The 19,758-nt window shown below is 69.8% G+C and carries 16 protein-coding genes; 8 read left to right on the top strand and 8 right to left on the bottom strand.

The window, feature by feature from the left end; all coding sequences use genetic code 11:
• Window positions 1-11: 11 nt before the first annotated feature.
• The 3 genes from ASF22_RS07435 to ASF22_RS07425 are packed head-to-tail and all read left to right on the top strand — an operon-like array spanning window position 12 to window position 3,504.
• On the top strand, window positions 12-1,148 hold the full coding sequence (locus tag ASF22_RS07435; RefSeq protein WP_056263002.1) for a PspA/IM30 family protein: 1,137 nt from the start codon (window positions 12-14) through the stop codon (window positions 1,146-1,148).
• Window positions 1,145-1,801: an OB-fold-containig protein gene (locus ASF22_RS07430; protein WP_056263000.1), complete on the top strand. Its 657-nt coding sequence runs from the start codon at window positions 1,145-1,147 to the stop codon at window positions 1,799-1,801. The genes ASF22_RS07435 and ASF22_RS07430 overlap by 4 nt, the downstream gene beginning before the upstream one ends.
• Window positions 1,802-1,815: 14 nt before the next feature.
• A complete protein-coding gene (locus tag ASF22_RS07425) occupies window positions 1,816-3,504 on the top strand; it encodes a flotillin domain-containing protein (protein ID WP_056262996.1) in 1,689 nt (562 codons plus the stop codon).
• Window positions 3,505-3,516: 12 nt separating this feature from the next.
• Here ASF22_RS07425 and ASF22_RS07420 read toward each other — a convergent pair whose 3' ends face one another.
• Window positions 3,517-4,581, bottom strand: coding sequence for a YeiH family protein (locus ASF22_RS07420; protein WP_056167824.1), 1,065 nt, complete (start codon window positions 4,579-4,581; stop codon window positions 3,517-3,519).
• Window positions 4,582-4,728: 147 nt separating this feature from the next.
• Between ASF22_RS07420 and ASF22_RS07415 the strand changes: the two genes are divergently transcribed.
• Window positions 4,729-4,983, top strand: coding sequence for a hypothetical protein (locus tag ASF22_RS07415; RefSeq protein ID WP_056167821.1), 255 nt, complete (start codon window positions 4,729-4,731; stop codon window positions 4,981-4,983).
• A 45-nt stretch (window positions 4,984-5,028) separates the two neighbouring features.
• Here the strand turns inward: ASF22_RS07415 and ASF22_RS07410 are convergent, their stop codons facing one another.
• The 5 genes from ASF22_RS07410 to chlG form a co-directional block, all read right to left on the bottom strand.
• Window positions 5,029-6,147, bottom strand: a complete 1,119-nt coding sequence (locus ASF22_RS07410) for a hypothetical protein (protein ID WP_056262993.1) — start codon at window positions 6,145-6,147, stop codon at window positions 5,029-5,031.
• A 135-nt stretch (window positions 6,148-6,282) separates the two neighbouring features.
• Window positions 6,283-7,011, bottom strand: a complete 729-nt coding sequence (locus ASF22_RS07405) for an amino acid ABC transporter ATP-binding protein (RefSeq protein ID WP_056168099.1) — start codon at window positions 7,009-7,011, stop codon at window positions 6,283-6,285.
• An 89-nt stretch (window positions 7,012-7,100) separates the two neighbouring features.
• Window positions 7,101-7,793 (bottom strand): ABC transporter permease subunit, encoded by a 693-nt coding sequence (locus ASF22_RS07400; RefSeq protein ID WP_056167813.1) that lies wholly within the window; start codon window positions 7,791-7,793, stop codon window positions 7,101-7,103.
• 41 nt (window positions 7,794-7,834) lie between these two features.
• Window positions 7,835-8,557 carry an amino acid ABC transporter permease gene (locus ASF22_RS07395; RefSeq protein ID WP_056167810.1) on the bottom strand — a complete coding sequence of 241 codons (723 nt, stop codon included), beginning with the start codon at window positions 8,555-8,557 and terminating at the stop codon, window positions 7,835-7,837.
• A gap of 534 nt (window positions 8,558-9,091) precedes the next feature.
• Window positions 9,092-9,988 (bottom strand): chlorophyll synthase ChlG, encoded by an 897-nt coding sequence (gene chlG / locus ASF22_RS07390; protein ID WP_056167807.1) that lies wholly within the window; start codon window positions 9,986-9,988, stop codon window positions 9,092-9,094.
• Window positions 9,989-10,253: 265 nt separating this feature from the next.
• Here chlG and ASF22_RS07385 point away from each other — a divergent pair, with 265 nt between their 5' ends.
• From ASF22_RS07385 to ASF22_RS07370, 4 genes are all read left to right on the top strand, one after another.
• Entirely contained in the window at window positions 10,254-11,633 is a 1,380-nt protein-coding gene (locus ASF22_RS07385; protein WP_056262990.1) for an FAD/NAD(P)-binding protein, read from the top strand.
• A gap of 190 nt (window positions 11,634-11,823) precedes the next feature.
• Window positions 11,824-12,006, top strand: coding sequence for a hypothetical protein (locus ASF22_RS07380; protein ID WP_056167800.1), 183 nt, complete (start codon window positions 11,824-11,826; stop codon window positions 12,004-12,006).
• Window positions 12,007-12,308: 302 nt separating this feature from the next.
• Entirely contained in the window at window positions 12,309-12,692 is a 384-nt protein-coding gene (locus ASF22_RS07375; RefSeq protein ID WP_056168094.1) for a response regulator, read from the top strand.
• Window positions 12,693-12,746: 54 nt separating this feature from the next.
• Window positions 12,747-14,723 (top strand): AI-2E family transporter, encoded by a 1,977-nt coding sequence (locus ASF22_RS07370; RefSeq protein ID WP_056262988.1) that lies wholly within the window; start codon window positions 12,747-12,749, stop codon window positions 14,721-14,723.
• Between the two features lie 178 nt (window positions 14,724-14,901).
• Here ASF22_RS07370 and ASF22_RS07365 read toward each other — a convergent pair whose 3' ends face one another.
• Both ASF22_RS07365 and ASF22_RS07360 read right to left on the bottom strand, forming a co-directional pair.
• Window positions 14,902-17,871, bottom strand: coding sequence for a response regulator (locus tag ASF22_RS07365; RefSeq protein WP_056167795.1), 2,970 nt, complete (start codon window positions 17,869-17,871; stop codon window positions 14,902-14,904).
• Between the two features lie 77 nt (window positions 17,872-17,948).
• Window positions 17,949-19,346 (bottom strand): pentapeptide repeat-containing protein, encoded by a 1,398-nt coding sequence (locus tag ASF22_RS07360; protein WP_056263075.1) that lies wholly within the window; start codon window positions 19,344-19,346, stop codon window positions 17,949-17,951.
• Between the last annotated feature and the right edge of the window lie 412 nt (window positions 19,347-19,758).

Here is a 19,758-nt window from a genome sequence, read left to right as displayed (position 1 = left end):
ACCTTCTCTGCATGGCCAGATCCGGTACGCTTCCGTCGCGAATCGTCTACCGCCTCCTGCCCGGGGCCGGCGACGTCGCGGCCTTCCACGACCTGCTCGCGGCCTACCGGCGGATGCTCGTCATCCTCGACGAAATTCGCGCTCGGCATCGGCTGCGCGCCAATGTCGTGATCCTCACGGAGCTGGCCTATCAGCAGGTGCGCGCCGAGACGGGCCTGCCGTCGCGGTTCGTGACCCTCGGAATCCGCGACTACGCCCAGCACCTCGGCGACAGTCCCGACGGCGTCGATGCGATCCCCCTCGACGAGAAGCTGTTCTCCGTCAAAGGCCCGTCGCAGGTCAGCATCCTCACCCTCGCGGGCCGCCGCACCCTGTCCTACCGCGTCGAGGGCTACGACGGCCCCTGGCGCGAGGTCTCAGCCGCACGGCTGATCATCGTGGGCGAGACGCTCACCCTCCATGCCGGCGTCGCCCTGCACGCACCGATCGAGGAGCAGACAACCATGACCGAGACCATCCTGACTCGGGTCGGGCGCATCATCGCCGGTGCGTCGAACGCCGCCCTCGATCGGCTCGAGAACCGTGACCCGCAGGGCGTCGCTGATCAGGCCCTGCGCGAGATCGACGAGGTCATCGCCGAGGCCCGCACCGATCTCGGCCGCATCCAGGCCGAGGCGTTCCGGATCGAGCAGCGCCGGGGCCAGCTCGCCGCCGAGGTGGCGGGCCTCGCGGCGAAGATCGCCACCGCCCTCCAGCACGACCGGGAGGATGCCGCGCGCGCCGGGATCGCCCGGCAGATCGATCTCGAAACCCAGATCGGCGCCCTCGACGCGTCCCTGCAGGACGTCGCCGAGCGGATGGCGACGGCCCAGAGCGCCTTCGACGCCGCCAACGCGGCCCGGCGCGACGCCGAGCACCGGGTTGCGCTCCTGCGCCGGCCCAGTCCCGAGGCGGGCGACCTCAAGGGCTACGGCAGCGAGGAGCGCAAGCCCCGCCGCGGCCTCGACGGCCCCCTCCGGGCCATCGACCGGCTCACCGGCCTGCCCTCCGCCCCGGCCTCCGACAATCTCGACGAACTCGACCGCCTCCACCGGTCGAGCGAGATCGACAAGCGGCTCCTCGCGATCCGCCGGACCCTCCCGTCATGATGGCGCTGACCGACCCCCACCTGGTTCCGTTCACGGTCGCGGGCGGGATCATGGCCGGCCTCGTCGCCGTCGAGGCCGTCGCCCTCGTGATCGGCCACTCCGTCTCGGGCCTCGTCGATCAGTGGTTCGAGATCGAGGGCGGGCACGGGCTCGGAGCCGAGTCCCACCATCTCGGTTCGCCCACCACCTGGCTGTCCTGGATCAATATCGGCCGGGTGCCCTTCCTCATCCTGCTCATCGTGGCGCTCGCCGCCTTCACGGTCTTCGGCTTCGCGATCCAGGCGGTATCGGACGCGGTCCTGGCGCCCCTGCCCGCTGCCCTCGCGGCCGTCGCCGCCCTCGGCCTCACGGTCCCGACCCTGCGGGCGTCCACCCGCACCATCGCCCGGCTGATCCCGCGCGACGAGACCTACGCCGTGGACGAGGATCACTTCGTCGGCCGGATCGCCGAAGTGACCCTCGGCCCCCTCGATCAGGGCGCGCCCGGACAGGTCCGGGTTCGGGACGGGCACGGCAACTCGCACGCCCTGAGGGCGCGCGCGGCGCCCGACCGCCCCGCGATCCCGCAGAGCACGCACGTGCTCCTGGTGGAGCATGCCGGCGGCGTCTTCGTCGCCGTCCCCGCCGCCCTCGATCTCACCGCCTCCCACTGAAGGGCTTTCGTCCCATGGATCTCGTGAACATCGCCGTGCTCGTCGGCACGGTCGTCGTCGCCCTCCTGGGCATCGGGTTCGTGTTCGGGCGGCTCTACCGCCGGACGACGCGCGACACCGCCTTCGTCCGCACGGGGCTCGGCGGCCGCAGGGTCGTGGTCGACGGCGGCGCGGTGCTGCTGCCGGTGTTCCACTCCATCGCCATGGTGAACCTCAACACCCTGCGCATCGAGGTGAAGCGCGACGGCGCGGCCTCGCTCATCACCAAGGACCGCCTGCGGGCCGACATCACCGTCGAGTTCTACGTGCGCGTCGAGCCCAAGGAGGATTCCATCGCGCTCGCCGCCCAGACGCTGGGCGACCGCACCAACGACGCGCGCAAGCTCAGCGAGCTCGTCGAGGCGAAGTTCGTCGATGCCCTGCGCTCGGTCGCCGCCGGCATGACCCTGCCCGACCTGCAGGAGAAGCGCTCGGAATTCGTGAAGGGCGTGCAGGAGGCCGTGTCGGGCGACCTGCGCCACAACGGGCTCGAGCTCGAATCCGCCTCCCTCACCCGCCTCGACCAGACCTCCATCGAGTTCTTCAACCCCGACAATTCCTTCGACGCCGAAGGCCTGACCGTCCTCAAGAAGATCACCGAGGACCGGCGCCAGGAGCGCAACAAGATCGTCCGCGAAGCCGAGGTCAACGTCGCCGAGAAGGACCGCGAGACGGCCCTGAAGCAGCTCACCATCACCAAGGAGACGCAGGAGGCCCAGCTCGCCCAGGCCCGCGACATCGCCAACCGCACGGCCGAGACCCGGGCCGAGCAGGCCAAGGCGGAGCAGGCGGCCCAGCAGAGCGAGGAGACCGCCCGCATCGAGCGCGAGCAGGCGGTGAAGCTGCGCGAGGCCGAGGCTCGCCGGGCGGCCGAGACGGCCCGGATCGAATCCGATCTCGCCATCGCCACCCGCACCGCCGAGGCCGAGCGCGACCGGCAGCTCGTGATCCAGGAGAACGCCATCCGGGTCGCCGAGCGCTCCAAGGCGCAGTCGGAGGCTCAGGCGCGGGCGAAGGAGGCCGAGGCGCTGGCCGTGTCCGCCGAGGAGAAGGTCGCCACCGCCAAATCCATCGAAATCGCCGAGCGCGAGCGCCAGGTCACGGTGATCGCGGCGAAGAAGGAGGCCGAGAAGGCCGCCACCGCCATCACGGTCAACGCCGAGGCCGAGCGCAAGGCGGCCGAGGACCGGGCGATGGCGATCACCACCCTGGCGGAGGCCGAAGCGACGGCGGCGGCCTCGAAGGCCGAGGCGATCACCAAGCTCGGCGCGGCCGATGCCGAGCGCGAGCGCGTGATGAACGAAGCACGCAACGCCCTGTCGCCGGAAGCCCGGGACTTCGAAGCCAGCCTCAAGCGCATCGCCATCGTCCCCGAGGCCCTGCGCGAGAGCATGAAGGCCGTGGAGAAGATCGAGTCGATCCGGATCTTCGACGCCGGCGGGATGATGGGCGGTGAGGGGGCGGGCCGGGGCGCGGCCGGCTTCGGGGAGAACCTCTCCGGCCAGCTCATGCGCTACCAGTTCAACGCGCCGATCCTGAAGACCCTGCTGGGCGAGGCCGGCTTCACGGGCGGCGGCCACGCCATCGACAACCTGCTGGGCGCGGTCGCGGGGGAATCCGAGACCGACCAGGCGAAGGCCAAGGCGGAGGTTGGAACGGCCTGAGCCGGGATCGGATCAGGCGATGCCCAGGACCTTGATGAGGACGAGGCTCGTCGCGATCAGGACGAGGAGCGAGCCGGTCACCGCGGCGGTGACCCGGCCGCCGACGCGGGCGAGAACCCGGACGTCGACGCCGAGGCCCAGCGCCGCCATCGACACGATGGTGAGGAGACCGGCCAGATGCTTCAGCGGTCCGACCAGGGCGTCCGGGATCAGCCCGAGGGACCGCAGCGACGCGAGCACGAGGAAGCCGAGGATGAACCACGGCACGAGCTGGGTCAGGCGCAGGGTGGCCGGCCGTGGGGCGGCGGTCGAACCGTCCACGGGCAGGAAGCGGGCGATCAGCGAGCACGCGACCACCACGGGCCCGAGCATGAGCACACGCACGAGCTTGACCAGGGTACCGACCTGGGTGCTGAGCAGCCCCACCGGCACCGTCGCGGCCAGGACCTGCGGAACGGCGTAGACCGTCAGGCCGGCGAGCACCCCGTACTGATTCTCCGAGAGGCCGACGAGGGGGACGAACAGGGGCAGGCCCAGCACCATGAGGACGCCGAGGACGGCGGTGAAGGCGATCGAGGCGGCCACGTCCTCGCCATCGGCGCCGATGACGGGCGCCACCGCCGCGATTGCGGAGTTGCCGCAGATGGCGTTGCCGCAGGCGACCAGGATCGCCATCCGCGCCGGCAGGGCGAGGAGGCGGCAGATGGCGTAGCTGGCGCCGATGGTCACCACCACCGTGCCGACGATGCCGGTGAGCAGGGCCGGCCCCGAGGCGACGATGGCCCCGAGGCTGAGGGAAGCGCCGAGCAGGGTGACCGCCACTTCGAGCACCTGCTTGGCGCTGAAGGCGATGCCCCGGCGGAAGCGGTCGCCCGGCTGCCAGACGCTGCGTACGGCGATGCCGAGGAGGATCGCCATGACCAGGGCCTCGACATAGGGATGCTCGAAGACGTGTTCCTCGCCGGCCTGCAGCAGCCTGGCGACGCCCGTGATCGCCAGGCACACGAGGAGGCCCGGAAGAAGAGCGGTCGGCCCCGCCTCGCCTTTCGGGCCTGCTCGATGGAGCTGGTCAGACATCGAGGCGGACGTCTGAAGCGCGATTGCCGCTGGGCCGGAAGGAACTTCCCCGCTCGGTGATGAGAGGAGAAGAAGCCCCTCTGAAATCGCACAAGTTCGAAAAACGCATCCATTGATCCGCGAGGTTCGAGCCGCGACATTCTCCCTATGAGCGACCTTCGAGATCTGCGCCAGCCCGCCTTCGACCCCTTCGGTGAGCCGATGGCGTCGGTGTGCCCGCGCGCGGAGCCGAGCGCTGAGCAGAGAGGCTACGGCGAGACACGCCGTGCCGCCCTCGTGTTCTGGGCGCTGGCCGTGTTGTTGGTGGTGAGCCGGATCTACGTTGCCGAGGGACCGTCGGCCGGAACCTTCGCGGCCGATGCGCCCCAGTCCGTCGACATGCAGGTGGCCGCTTTGCGCTGAACGCGTCTTTCGCGAAAACCGGTGATTGTGGATCGCTCCGGCCGATCAGGCGGATGCGACCGCTGCGATGGGTAGAGACCTTGCAGCGTTTATGCGTCCGCGCCGCGGCTTCGGCCAGATCAGGCGCCCGATCAGAAGTCCCAAGCGGCGGCAGAACAGGGCGAGCCCCCAACACCATCCCAGCGCCAGCCACACGGTCCGCACCAGTTCCATGAACACGGCCCCGATCACCAGAGCCGCGCGGTCGAGGAGCTTGAGGACGGCCCGCGTCGCGGGGCCCATTCCCTCCGCCAGGCGCACCGCGCGGCCGACCTCGGCCGGAGAGCGCGCCAGCGACAGGACCTGAAACACACCACGCGTTCCGAGCCGGGTCTGCAGGGCGTAGGCCCGACCGCCGAGCGCCGTCAGTTCGGTGACGGCCCCCGTGCGGATGCCGTTGCGCGCAGCGGTGCGGGCGGCGACGAGATCGAAACGGCCGGCGGCCACCGCCATGGATCGCATTGCGGCCTGATCGACGCTCTCCCGGGCCAATCGGCCGAGGCTCGCCGCGAGGGGACGCGAGAGGCGCCCCGAACGGTGGGCCGTCTTCAGCAGGGTCGCGCCGCCGCGCGCCACGGCGCCGAGGCCGCCCGCATAGGTCGCGGCCGTCGCCGCCAGCCCGACGCTCGCCAGCCCGAGCAGAACCGAATCGTAGGGTTCGTCGCGCACGAGGTGCCCTCCTTCGCGTGCGAGGTCGCGCAGGTCGCCGAGGCCGGTCAGATCCGCCGCGAAGGCGCCGGCGAGGCCGACCCCGCTGTCCGCTTGCCCCGTGAGGGCCCCCTCGGCAAAGGCCCGTGCCGTGCGCAAGGGGGCGACCTGCTGCAAGGCGGCGACTTGGGTTCGCCGCGTGGCATCGACGGGAATCCCGCGCGCATCGGCGAGCTCGAGAAAGCTCTGGGCAAGGCTGTCGTCCTGCGCTGCCAGGGCGGCGTCGATCTCGCCGGCTACGCGCTCGGGCGTCGCCACGGGGTCGAGGCGCAGGCGCGCCAGGGCGGGCGGATCTTCGGCCGCCCGCAGGAGCCGCCACGCGAGGTGGGCCCGTGGCAGGAGCTCCGCGCCGGTGCCCGCCAGAAGGCCTGCCGCGAGGGCGAGACCGGCCCAAGGGAGAAGCGCTCGTCTACCCATGCGGTCCACTCGACCGACCGCCGGCCCCGCGCCGGCGCATCCATCGAAGTCCGGCCTCAGAACGCGGCTCCGGTCAAGGCCGGCCGTCCGCCGTGGCTGTACTCGGTTCTGCAGGATTCCGTGCCGAGGGATCCTTCAGTGCTGAAGGATCTTGGAGAGGAAGTTCTGCGCGCGCTCCGAGCGGGCGTTGCCGAAGAAGTCGTCCTTGGTGGCGTCCTCGACGATCTCGCCCTTGTCCATGAAGATCACCCGATTGGCGACCTTTCGGGCGAATCCCATCTCGTGGGTCACGCACATCATGGTCATGCCCTCGCGGGCGAGTTGGACCATGACGTCGAGAACCTCGCCGACCATCTCGGGATCGAGGGCCGATGTGGGCTCGTCGAACAGCATGACGATGGGGTTCATGGCGAGCGCTCGGGCGATGGCCACGCGCTGCTGCTGCCCGCCGGAGAGCTGGCCGGGGAACTTCTTGGCGTGGGCGGACAGGCCGACGCGGTCGAGGAGCACCATGCCGCTGTCGAGGGCGGCGCCCCGGTCGCGCCCGAGCACCATGACCTGGGCCAGGGTGAGGTTCTCGGCGATGGAGAGGTGCGGGAACAGCTCGAAGTGCTGGAACACCATGCCGACCCGGGCGCGGAGCTTGGGCAGGTTCGTGCGCTTGTCGCGCACGGGCGTGCCGTCGACCACCACCTGCCCCTCCTGGAACGGCTCCAGGGCGTTGACGCACTTGATCAGGGTTGATTTGCCCGAGCCGGACGGCCCGCAGACGACGACGACCTCGCCCTTGTTCACCGCGGTGGTGCAGTCGGTCAGGACCTTGAAGTCCCCGTACCACTTGCTGACGTTGGTCATGGTGATCATCGGGCCGGTCCCGACGGAAGGAGCCGACGAAGTATTCAGGGGGGCGCGCATGGGGCGATCCTCGATGGAAGGCGTTGAGGGGCGGGCGATCAGCGGATGATGGCGATCTTCTTCTGCAGGTGGCGCACCGCCAGGGAGGCCGCGAAGCACACCGCGAAGTAGACGACCGCCGCGAACAGATACATTTCCACCAGGCGCCCATCGCGCTGGGCGATCTTCGAGGCGGCCCCGAGGAAGTCGGTGATCGAGAGCACGTAGACGAGCGACGTATCCTGGAACAGCACGATGGTCTGGGTGAGCAGGATCGGGGTCATGTTGCGGAAGACCTGGGGCAGGATCACCGTCCGCATGGAGGTCCAGTAGGTCATGCCGAGCGCCGAAGCGGCGGCCGCCTGACCCTTGGGGATCGACTGGATGCCCGCGCGCATGATCTCGGAGAAGTACGCCGCCTCGAACAGGGTGAAGGTCACGAGCGAGGAGGTGAAGGCCCCCACCGTCATCGGACGGTCTGCACCCGTCACCCATTGGCCGAGATACGGCACCAGGAAGTAGAACCAGAAGATCACCAGCACGAGGGGCAGGGACCGGAACAGGTTGACGTAGCCCTTGGCGACCAGGGGGATCACCGGAAGCCCCGAGAGCCGCATCATCGCGATGAAGGTGCCGAGCACGATGCCGCCGACGGCGGCCAGCGCCGTCAGGGTCAGGGTGAAGCGCATCCCCTCGAAGAACAGGTAGGGCAGCGAGTTGGTAATGACGGAGAAATCGAAATTCGCGAGCATGGGAGGCTACCTCTGATGGGGCGAAGGCGAGGATTGCACCCTCAGCGGCTGCCCGGGACGGCGACGCGGCGCTCGATCCAGGACGAGATGAAGATCACTCCGACGTTGATGAGCACGTAGAGGATCGTGGCGGCGGTGAAGGCCTCGAACACCTGGAACGAGAATTCCTGCATGGCGCGGGCACGCGCCGTGAGCTCCAGCAGGCCGATGGTCAAGGCCACGGAGGTGTTCTTGAGATTGTTGAGGAATTCGGACGTCAGGGGCGGCAGGATGATGCGGTAGGCGTTGGGCAGCAGTACGTAGCGGTAGGTCTGCCCCACGGTCAGGCCCAAGGCCGTGCCGGCCATCTTCTGGCCTCGTGGCAGGGACTGGATGCCAGCGCGGACCTGCTCGGCGACGCGCGAGGCGGTGAAGAAGCCGAGACACAGCACGGCGGTGTAGAAGGGTGCGTTGGGGAGCTGCTTGAGCCAGGAGCCCCATTGTTCTGGCAGCACCTCGGGGAGGACGAAGTACCAGAGGAACATCTGAACCAGCAGGGGAATGTTGCGGAACAGCTCGACATAGGCCGTGCCCACGGCGTTGGCGGCCCGGTTCGGCAAGGTCCGCATCACGCCGACGAGGGATCCGAGGAGAAACGCGATGACCCAGGAGCAGAGCGCCGTGACGATGGTCCACGCCAGCCCCGACAGCAGCATGTCCGCGTAGGTGCCGGTGCCCTCGGGCGACGCTTCGAAGAAGATGCCCCAGTTCCAGTTGTAGTTCATCGCATCGTCTTCCTTGTGGGCGGGGCTGTCGCGGCGCCATCGAGCGGGCCGCCGGATGGTCTCGCACGCTCAGGCCCCCGAATCGCGCGAGGGGCGCGCGTGACGCGGGGGGACAGGGCGAGCGAAGCGGTGATGGCAGTGAGAGAACGCCCGATGAGGCCCGGATGGACCCGGGTTGGCTCGCCAAGCATCAAACGGACCAAAGCATGGCCGGCGCCGGTCGACCTGCGTCCAGGGCCGGCGCTCCCGGCGCTCGCTTCGCTGGTGTCCCGCATCGCGTCCGCGTCGATCCCCGCCGGCTCTCTTGAGCTGTTCTGTTGCTCGGTTCTGTTGGGAACGCGCATCAACGGCTCGTCCCGCGCGTAGCCTTGCCGACTTCCGCGAGGGCGACAAGGGTTCGTGCGTCGCCCGGGGGCCTCCCGGTTGTGGACGGCGGCCCGATGTCATTCCACAATGGTCGGCGGATCACGATCGTTGTGCCGGGGACGCCTCCCGCGCCGGTCCGTGCGGTGGGCGTGAGACCGGGCCGCTCCGTTACGTCAGGGCGCGGGCCGCGAAGGCGCTCGCCAGCATGCCGAACACGTAGAGGGGCACGCCGAAGCCGCTGTACCAGAGTGCCCGCTCCGTCGGGCTGGCGAGGAAGTGACGCATCATCGCGACCTGTCCGGCCAGGAGCGCCGCGACGATGCCCGCCTCGACGGGACGGCCCCATGACAGCAGGAGGCCGATGACCGCTCCTTGGGGGACGGCCATGACCCAGCACGCCACATGCGCGGCGCGGTCCGGCCCGAGGCTCGCCGGCAGGGAGCGGATGCCCATCTGGCGGTCACCCGCGACGGACTTGAAGTCGTTGAGGGTCATGATGCCGTGGGCGCCGGCGCTGTAGAGGGCGGCCAGGATCAGGGAGGTGGCAGGCGGCAGGGCGCCGCCCAGCATCGCCGCATGCCCCGTCACCCAGGCCAAGCCCTCGTAGCAGAGCCCACAGGCGGCGTTGCCCCACCAGCCGTTCCGCTTCAGCCGCGGGGGCGGCGCGCTGTAGGCCCAGGCCAGGGCCAGACCGAGGACGGCCGCGAGGAAGACCCAAAGCCCGAGACCGGCTGCCACGGCGAGCGAGAGGCCGGTCCAGGCCCACGCGATCGCGAGGCCCCAGCGGCCGGGGATGCGGCCCGAGGGGATGGGCCGGTGCGGTTCGTTGATGGCATCGACCTCCCGGTCGAACCAGTCGTTGACCGCCTGACTCGTGGCGCAGACCAGGGGACCGGCGAGGAGGAGCCCTGTCAGCGCCACGCCCCAATGGCCGGCCAGCGGCACGCCCGAGGCGACCACGCCGCAGCCGAAGGCCCACATGGGTGGGAACCACGTCACCGGCTTGAGCAGCTCCAGCACCGCCGCCGGTGCCGGGTAACCGGGATGGAGCCGCGTCCCGTTCATGCGTCCCTCGCCTTCGCATCGTACCCGAGGCTACCGGAAGGCCCTGCCGTTTGGTAGGGCGGCCAAGCCGTCGGGAATGCTCGGTTCGCGGGACTCCAGCGTTCGTTTTAAGGAATGCTTCGCCCCTTCGATCGTGCGGCGAATGTGCGCTATCGTGTGCGAAGCCACCGTTTCGCGGGGGACTTCCAAAATTCGCCCGCCGGCCTTGTTCGTTTTAAAGGACATCCCTAGTCTGGCGGCCGGTCAGTGGAGCTGGAAAGAACGGATGACATCGAGGGAGTCCCCGCGTCCCATCGCCGTGATCGGCGCGGGCTTCAGCGGCACCATGAGCGCGATCCAGCTCCTGGCGCGCCTGGAGCCTCAGCGGCGCGTGCTCCTGTGCGAGCGCGCGGGCACCTTCGGTCGGGGGCGGGCCTACGCCACCGGCAACCCGGATCACCTCCTCAACGTCCGGGCGGCGAACATGAGCGCCTTTCCCGACCAGCCCGAGCACTTCTCCGATTGGCTCGCCCAATCGACCTTCGACGGCGACGAAGCCTCCGGCATCCGCGTCACGCCCGGCGGCACCTTCGCGGCACGCGGCCTCTACGGACGCTACCTCACCGATCTCCTCACCCGTGCGGTGACGGGGGGCGACGGGCCGCCCCGCCTCGACCTCGTCAACGATGCCGTGACCGACCTCGAGTCGGCACCCGGCGGTTTCACCCTCCGCACGGAGGGCGGCGCGTCCTACCCCATTGCCGGCGCCGTCCTCGCCATGGGCAACCTCGGCGCACCGGGGGCGCCGCGCAGTCGCCACCAGGCCGACCCATGGGCGCCCGAGAGCTTCGGCCGCCTGCACCCGGATCGAACGGTCCTCATCGTCGGCACAGGCCTGACCATGGTGGACGCCGTGGCGGCCCTGCGGCGGCACGGGTTTCCCGGACGGATCGTCGCCCTGTCCCGGCGGGGCCTTCTCCCCAGCGCCCATGCGCCCGTCCAGCCGTGGCCGATGCCGGATCTCACCGGCGTGAACACGGTATCCGCCCTCGCCGCCCGCATCCGGCGCGAGATCGAGCGGGCGGGAGCGGCGGGCCTCGGCTGGCGCGGAGTGATCGACGCCCTGCGGCCGGTCACCGATACCGTGTGGCGCGATCTGCCCGCCTCCGAGCAGGCCCGCTTCCTGCGCCACCTGCGTCCGTTCTGGGACATCCACCGGCACCGCGCAGCGCCGCCGGCCGCCGAGGCCATCGCCGACGAGATCGCCCGCGGCACCCTGGTGGTGCGGGCCGGGCGGATCCGCTCCATCACCGACACGGCGGCCGAGGCCATCGTGACCCTGCGTCCGCGCGGAGCGGCCGAGGACGAGCCCCTCGCCGTCCAGTGCATCCTCGACGCCACCGGCATCGGACGCGTGGCGGAGACCGACGATCCGTTGATTCGCCGATTGATGGAGCGTGGGCTGGTCCGGCCGGGACCGTTCGGGATCGGCCTCGACGCGTCCGCCGACCTCGCGGCCCGCGGTTCGGTGCAGGCTGGCCCCCTCTGGGTGGTCGGTCCGCTCCTGCGTGGCGTGCTGTGGGAGTGCACGGCCGTACCCGACATCCGCAATCAGGCTGCCGGCCTCGCGGGCGCGGTGGCGCGGACGCTCTCCGTCCCGGGTTGAAATTCGATCGGGCGCCGTTCGCATTCGAGCGCCACCCTGCTCCGCCGGGCGGAGTCCGTGACGATTCGGACGTGACAGCCCGTCATCGACAGGACATGACCGCTCGGGCTCTCCGGCGGAGGGTGTCCATCGAACCGGCGGCGCGCGGGCCGGCCTCGCTTCCCTCACCTCTTGTTCCGAGCCTGCTCCGATGCTCACCTTCGTGCTTCTCCTGGCTCTGTTGGTCGTCTTCGTCGTCATGATGGTCTGGCGGCGCCATCTTGGGCGCCTCGCCTCCCTGGCGACGCTGCTGGCGGCGATGCTCGGCCTGATCGTGATGCAGGACAGCGGCCTGCTGCCGGGACCTCAGCCCGCCGCGACCGTCCGGCGCTGAAGCTTCACCGTCTCGTTCGCCCGATCCGCGCGCGGGGTGGGACCGTTCGTGCGACTTGTGCGTTCACAGCACGGTGAAGGGTCGGGCGGCGTCGGCAAGGCGTGGTCCGGCCGGCGACGAGGGCCTGCGTTCGTGGCGGCACAGGCGTGCGGGGTTACCGGTGATCTGACCGGGGCTCCTCCCCGCGCGCCGGCTCGAATGCGGCGATGGAAGGCCCGGTCCTTGCGGACATGGGCAGGCGGAGCCGTTTCGCGCCGACCGGCGCGAGGGACCGTTCGAAGGGACATTCAGGGGAGCGGATGATGGCCAAGATCTTGTTGGTGGAAGACCATGAGGAAATCTGGGACTTCCTGTCCCGTCGGCTGAAGCGCCGCGGGTACGAAGTCATCCTCGCCCATGACGGCGAGGCCGGCGTGCAACAGGCTCGCACGGCCCGGCCCGACGTGATCCTCCTCGACATGAACCTACCGATCCTCGACGGCTGGTCGGCCGCCCGCGTCCTGAAATCCGGCAGCGACACGCAGGGCATTCCGATCATCGCGCTGACGGCGCATGCCATGTCGGGCGACCGCGACAAGGCGATCCAGGCGGGCTGTAACGACTACCACCCCAAGCCCGTCGATTTCTCGAAGCTCCTGACGCAGATCAACGCCGCCGTCGGTCCGCAAGCGCCCGTCGCCGCCTGAGCCTGCCCGGCATCCTCCCGTCGCTCTCCCCCTTGACGAGACCATAGCGTACCCATGAGCGACGATCCCATCACCGCCCGCCTGCTCCGGCAGGCGATGCCGGTCTTCACGACCCTGGCGTCGTGCCTGCTCGTCATCACCATCGCGGCGGCCCTGTATTTCGGCCGGGACATCTTCGTGCCGGTGACACTGGCCATCCTGCTCAGTTTCGTCCTCGTCCCGGCCGTTCGCCTGCTGCGGCGCGTTCGCGTGCCGCGGGCCCTGGCGGTGATGCTGGTGGTGATCGCCGCCTTCGGAGCGTTGCTCGGCATCGCGCTGCTCATTGCCAACGAGGCGGCGCAACTCGCCGCCGACCTGCCGCGCTATCAGCTGACTATGCGCGACAAGATCGCCTCCCTGAAGGATGCGACCGCCGGAAGCGGCACCCTCACCCGGGTGATCGACATGGTGCAGGACATCGGCGCGCAGCTTCAGCCCGAGCTGAAGGACGCCGTCACCCAGGGCAGCAACGGCAGCCTCGACCGTCCGCTCCACGTGCAGATCGCGGCGGCCAAGGTTGGGTTTTTGGGCACCCTCGGGGCTTTTGCGGCCCCCATCCTGCACCCGCTCGCCACCACCGGACTGATTCTGATCTTCACGATCTTCATCCTCCTGCAGCGCGAGGACCTGCGCAACCGCGCCATCCGGCTCGCGGGCTCGGGCGACCTGCGGCGGACCACGGCGGCCATCGACGACGCCGTCAGCCGTCTCAGCCGGTTCTTCCTCGCCCAGCTCTGCCTCAACATCGCCTTCGGGTTCGTCATCGGCCTCGGCCTGTGGTGGATCGGCGTGCCCAACCCGATCCTGTTCGGCGTGCTCGCCGCCATCATGCGATTCGTACCCTATGTCGGGGCCGCCATCAGTGCCCTGCTGCCCCTCGTGGTGGCGGCGGCGGTGGACCCGGGCTGGACCATGGTGATCGCCACGGCGGTTCTGTTCGTCGTAGTCGAGCCCATCGCCGGCCACGTCATCGAACCGCTGCTCTACGGTCATTCGACCGGGCTCTCGCCCATCGCGGTCATCCTCGCCGCCACGCTCTGGGCCTTCCTGTGGGGGCCCATCGGCCTCGTCCTCGCCACCCCGATCACCGTGTGTCTCGTGGTGCTGGGCCGCCACATCGAGCGCCTGTGGTTCCTCGACGTGATCCTGGGCGATCAGCCCGCCCTGTCGCCGCCGGAGATCTTCTACCAGCGCATGCTGGCGGGCGATCCGGCCGAGGCCATCGATCAGGGCGAACTGTTCCTCAAGGCGCGTGCCCTCGTGACCTATTACGACGAGGTGGTGCTCGCCGGCCTCCTCCTGGCGCAGGAGGATCTCGCGCGGGGGGCCCTGGACCGCGAACGTCAGGGCGAGGTCGGGACGTCGCTGCGCACCGTGGTGACGCGTCTCGGCACCCGGCCCGTGCGCCGAGCCAAGAGCGGCCGCGCGAAGACCGGCAACACCGAGGCCTCGGCGGCCGTCGCGGCCGTCGGCCCCGATCGCCAGGTGGCTGCCATCGTGCGGGCTCAAGCCGATCTCGCGCTGGGCTGGCGCGGTCCCTGCCCCGTCCTGTGCGTGTCGAGCCGTGGTCCGTTCGACGAGGCCGCCACCCTGATGCTGAGCCAGATTCTGGGCCAGCACGGATTGGCCGCGCAGGTCATGTCCATGGCGGCCCTGCGCCAGGGCGAGCGGCCCGAAATCGTCGGCGGCATCGCCATGGTGTGCTTCTCCTACCTCGAGCCGGTGAGCCTCTCGCAGATCCGGCTCAACGTCCGCCAGGCGCGGCAGGCGATTCCCGGCGTGAAGGTTCTGGTCGGCTTCTGGCGCGAGCGCGATCCCGCCTCCCTCGACCGGCTCCGCCGCACGATCTCGGCCGACGTGCTGGTCACTTCGCTGAACGGGGCGCTCGACGCGGCGCTGCGATTCTCCGAGCGCCGTCCCGATCCCATCGAGGCCGCGCCCGCCCCCACCCAGGCGATCCCACACCTGCTCGGACCGTCCGTGGCTGCGTGACGCCTCACAGCGGCGGATGCGGCTGGCGCTCGCGGCCGCGCCGCGAAGGCACGGTTCCGAGGTCGGCCTTCACCGCTACGACAGGCGGCGCATCCGTCGCACCGGATGCGCCGCCTGTCGTAGGCGCGTTCGATGACGTCGTCCGGTGGGTGGAGCGATCACCCGGCACGCACTGTGCTCAGGCCCCCGGCGCCACCAGCGAGCGAAGCGATTCCGAGAGATCGCTGAGGCTGAGGCGGCCCTTCTGGAGCACCCGGTCGGCCTGACCCGCCAGGCGACGACGGTCCTCTGCGGTCACGTCCTTGGCGGTGAGCACCACCACGGGAATGTCGCGCCATTCCGCTTTGCCGCGCAGGGCCCTGAGGAACCCGAAACCGTCCATCTCGGGCATCATCAGGTCGAGGAGGATGAGGCAAGGCTTCTTGGCCGCCGTCGCCTCGAGTCCGGCGATGCCGTTCTCGGCCGAGGCGACCCGCCAGCCCTCGCGGATCAGCATCGCGGACATCCGCTCGCGGGCATCGGGATCGTCGTCGATGATGAGCACCGGTCCCTCGTTCTCCGAAGGTTTGAACCGCTCCATGGCGGTCTTCAGCTGAGTCCACTCGATGGGCTTCTGAAGATAGTCCGTGGCCCCGAGCGAGAAGGCGAGGTTCTGCTCGTCGAGGACGGTCACCATGATGATCGGCGTGGCCCCGAGCTCCGGGTCGGCCCGCAGGGTGCGCAGCACCGACCAGCCGTCCATGCGCGGCATGGTCACGTCGAGGAGAATGACCCGGGGCCGCAGGGTTCGCGCCCGTTCGACGCCCTCGCGCCCGTCGCTCGCCGTCGTCACGCTGAAACCATCGCGCTCGAGGAAGCGTGCGAGGAGATCCCGCGTCGAGGGGTCGTCGTCGATGATGAGAACGTGGCTGCCCGAGGCGACATCGGGCATGGGCAGGCGGTGACTCGCATGCGGGCCGTCGTGCCCGATGGCCTCCAGGGGCGAGGTGCTGACGTAGTCGGCCGGCACCCGGAGGGTGAAAGTGGTGCCGACACCCTCCTGGCTCGTCACCTCGATGGCGCCACCGAGCATGTCGGCGAAGGCGCGTGTGATGGCGAGGCCGAGGCCGGTGCCACCGAAGCGCCGCGTCGTCGAGGCGTCCGCCTGGGTGAAGCGCTGGAACAGCTTGGCCTGCTGCTCGGGCGTCATGCCGATGCCCGTATCGATGACGTGGAAGTTGAGCCACCCGCTCCCGCTCGCCTCGCTCCGCGTGGCCGACAGGGTGATCTGGCCGCCCTCGGTGAACTTGGCCGCGTTGCTCAGGAGGTTGATGAGGCACTGACGCAGCTTGGTCTGGTCCGTATGCGCTTCGCCGAGGTCGTCGGCGACCTCGATCGCGAGGGTGTTGCCCTTCTTGTCGACGAGGGTCTCCACGGTGGCGGCGACATCCCGAACGATCTCGGCGACGGAGAAGGTCTCGGCGTAGATCTCCATCCGCTCGGCCTCGATCTTCGACAGGTCGAGGACATCGTTGATGAGCCCGAGGAGGTGTCGCGCGTTCGCCTCGATCTTGCGCATGTCGACGAGGAGGCTCTCCTCGCCGAGATCCTCCATCTCCTCCTGCAGCATCTCCGAATAACCGATCACTGCGGAGAGCGGCGTGCGCAACTCGTGGCTCATGTTGGCGAGGAACTGGCTCTTTGCCCGGTTGGCCTCCTCCGCCGCCTCCTTGGCGGCGGCCAGCGCCAGTTCGGCCTCCTTGCGCGCGGTGACGTCGGAATGGGTGCCCACCCATTCGCGGATGCTGCCGTTCTCCTCGAGGATCGGGACGGCGCGGGCGGACATGATCCGCCAGATGCCGTCGTGGCGGCGGATGCGATGCTCGATCTCGTAGGGGGAAAGGCTGTCCACCGCCTTGATCCACGTCGCGTTGGTGCGTGCCCGGTCATCCGGGTGGATCGCCTCCAGCCACCCGGCCCCGGCGGCCGCCTGCGGTGTCTGACCGGTGAAACGGGTCCATTCCGAGGGTGTCACCTCAAAGCCACCCTCGGGCGTCGTCGTCCAGACGATCGCGCTGGTGGCCTCGGTCAGTGACCGGAAGCGCTCCTCGCTGTGGCGCATGCGCTCCTCGGACAGCTTGCGCAGGGTTTCGTCGGACACGACGAGGCCGACGCCATCGGCCTGTGCGCCGCCCGCGCCGGTGCTGTCGCGAAGGGGGTAGAAGCTCATCAGGAAGTGGCGCACCCCACGCGGAGCGCTCGGGGTCGGGACGGCGACATCGACGTTGGTGGTGACGAGGCCTTCGTCCCGGGCGGCCCGGAGCTTGGGGGTCAGCTGCTCCTGCAGGGTCGGCAGCATGGCCCAGATCGGCGCGCCGAGATCGGCTCCGAATCCGCGCTCGTTCATGGTGGCGAGCGCCCGGTTCATGTGACGGATGCGCAAGTCCCGGTCGAGGAAGCCGAGGCCGACGGGGGCATTCGCGAACACCCCGTCGAGGAGGGCGGCCGTGCGCTGTTCCTCACGCCGGCGCACGAGGGCGAGGCGACCGAGCAGCCCCACCGCCGCCAACGCCGAGGCGATGGAGACGAGGAGGAGCACCAGCGACCAGGTCCGGTCCTGGCCCTCGATCCGCTCCAGACTCGCATTGGCATGGTCCTGCAGGGCTTTCGCCGCCGCCCGGACCCCGTCCATGGTGCGCTTGCCCTCGCCGGTCCGCGCCAGCACCACGGCCGGATCGTAGCCTTCGGCCCGCCGCACCGCGATGACGCGGGCGGCGAAGGCGCGCTTGGCCTCCACGAAGGTGCGCAGGCGCCCGGGACCTGGGCCAGAGGAATCCTTGGTCAGAGACTCGATGGCGTCGAGTTGCCCGCCGACGGTGTCCTGGGCGGCCTGGTACGGCTCGAGGTATTCCTCGGACCCGAACAGCATGTAGCCACGCATGCCGGTTTCGAGTTCGACCATGTTGGCGAGCAGGCGATCGCTCAGGGTCAGCACCGCGTGCTGGCGCGTGCCTTCCGTCCGGCGTGCCTCACCCACCCAATAGTTCGCGATCCCCGCCGCCACGGCGATGCCGATGAGCACCAGGGCGAGGGGGGAGCCCGGCAGGCCGCCGAGCAGGCGCGTCTCGCGCCGGCCACCGGCGGAACGCGGAGGGGAGGCTAGGGTCATCGGGCCGCCTGGGCTGGAGATTGGGGAAGGGGTCGGTGCCGCGGGGAACCCGGCGAATCCGGTGCTCGCCGAACGCGTCAGCGCCGGAGGCGGTTGCCGAGGATGAAGCCGAACAGTCCCATGAGGATGATGCCCGCAGCGCCCTCGATGCCCACCAGGAGGTTGGTGAAGCGTCCGATGGGCTTGATGCCGATCTCGGGTGGGTTGGCCGTCATCATGTTGAGGGCGCTGTAGCTCACGAGATCGAGGACGTTGTAGGTCGGGCTGCCGTCGCCGCCCTCGCGGATCAGGCCGCCGGCGACGCCGTAGAGCACGGCGAACAGGCCGATGACGAGGACGAAGGCCCGCGCGATCCGCGACAGGCTCTCGCCGTAATCGCACAGCCACTCGACGAAGCGGTCGGCGACCCACTGGTAGCCGTGCCGCGCCAGATCCCGGCCGGAGCGGGCATGCCAGGCTGCCCGCGCTTCGGTGCCCGCGTGGAACCGGCCCATGCGGCGCCCGCGCTTGTAGGCCCAGCTCGCCTCGTCCTGGGCGCCGATGCTCTTGAAGTTCTGTTCCAGGGCGAGGTAGCTCGCCTGCGCGGCCTTGTACTCGCCGGCGATCTCCTCGCCCACGGCCCCGCCGAGCTGCTCGGCCCGCATCCGCGTGCCGTTGAGCCAGGCTCCGGCGAAGCGCACGTGGCGCAGGGAACAGGTGGAGAGGTTGAGCCGTACCAGGCTGGTCTCGGAGAAATCGGCGCCGTCGAGGATCGCCCCGTCGAGCTTGACCCCGGTGAAGTTGGCGCCCTGCAGGCGCGATCCGGCGAGATTGGCCTTCTTCAGGCTGGCGCCCTCGAAATCCGCGTAGGTGAGGTTGACGTTGCCGAGCTTGGCTTCGTCGAGGCGGGTGCCGCGAAACACCGTGTAATCCGCATCCGCACCCGTGAGGTCGGCCCCCCACAGGTCGGCGCCGGTGAAATCGGCGCCGTCCAGGAGGGCGCGACGCAGCTTGGCGAAACGCATGGAAGCCTGGCCGAAACGGGCGTCTTCCAGCATGGCCTCGTCGAAATTGGCCTCGCCTCCGGCCATTGCGGTGAAGTGGGCGCCGCTGAGATCGGCGCCGCCGAGATCGGCTTCCTCCAGTACGGCTCCATCGAAGCGGGCGGAGCGCCCGAGAGCACCGGAAAGGTTCGCGCCCGTCAGGTTCGCGCCGCCCAGGTCCGTTTCCTCGAGGGTGGCCTCGTGCAGATCCACGTTGGCGAGGCGAAGCCCGTTCTGCTGTCCGTCCCACCAAGCCGGCATCACGCCGGAACCGGCTCGACCCGGATCGAGCGAGCGGCCGAGACCGAGACCCCGCAGGTCGATGCCCCGACAATCGAAGCGGTCGCCATTCGGCGTGGGGGCGTCGGCGAAGGATGCGATTCGGGCAAGCAGTGCGGTGACGCGTGGGTCCGCATCGGCTTGGTCATCGGGTCCCCTGTCCGCTGGCGCAATCGGGATGCGGGCGGCGCCGGATTGCTCCGTCAAGGTTGGCCTCTTTCGTTCCAGGTCGGCGTCCGACGGCACCCTGCAGCGGGGGGGGGCAGCAGGAGCGGCACCGGCGGTGTCGACGGCTCCCGCGCCGGTGTCAAACCCGAACGGCGTCGCGCCCCTCCCCTGTCTGTCCAGAAGGATGACCAAGGACGCTGAGAGAGGTGCGTGCTGAAGACAGATCGGACTGAGCAGCCGGCTTGCAGCCCTGTTTCCCTACGTCTCCAGGGCCGTGTGAGGCGGGATGACGCTTTCGTCGCGAAAATTTCGTTTCCCCGTCATTTGGCCGTTGACGGTTGGGCTATGGGCCCGTAGAAGCCTGTTCATCGGCGGCGGCCAGCGGGACTTTGGTCTTGGCGGCGGCGCTGGTTATCTT

It is taken from the genome of Methylobacterium sp. Leaf87 (assembly GCF_001422775.1).
In the GTDB taxonomy this organism is placed as follows: Bacteria; Pseudomonadota; Alphaproteobacteria; order Rhizobiales; family Beijerinckiaceae; genus Methylobacterium.
Note: the sequence above shows the minus strand (reverse complement) of the source record. Positions and strands in the feature narration are given on the sequence as shown.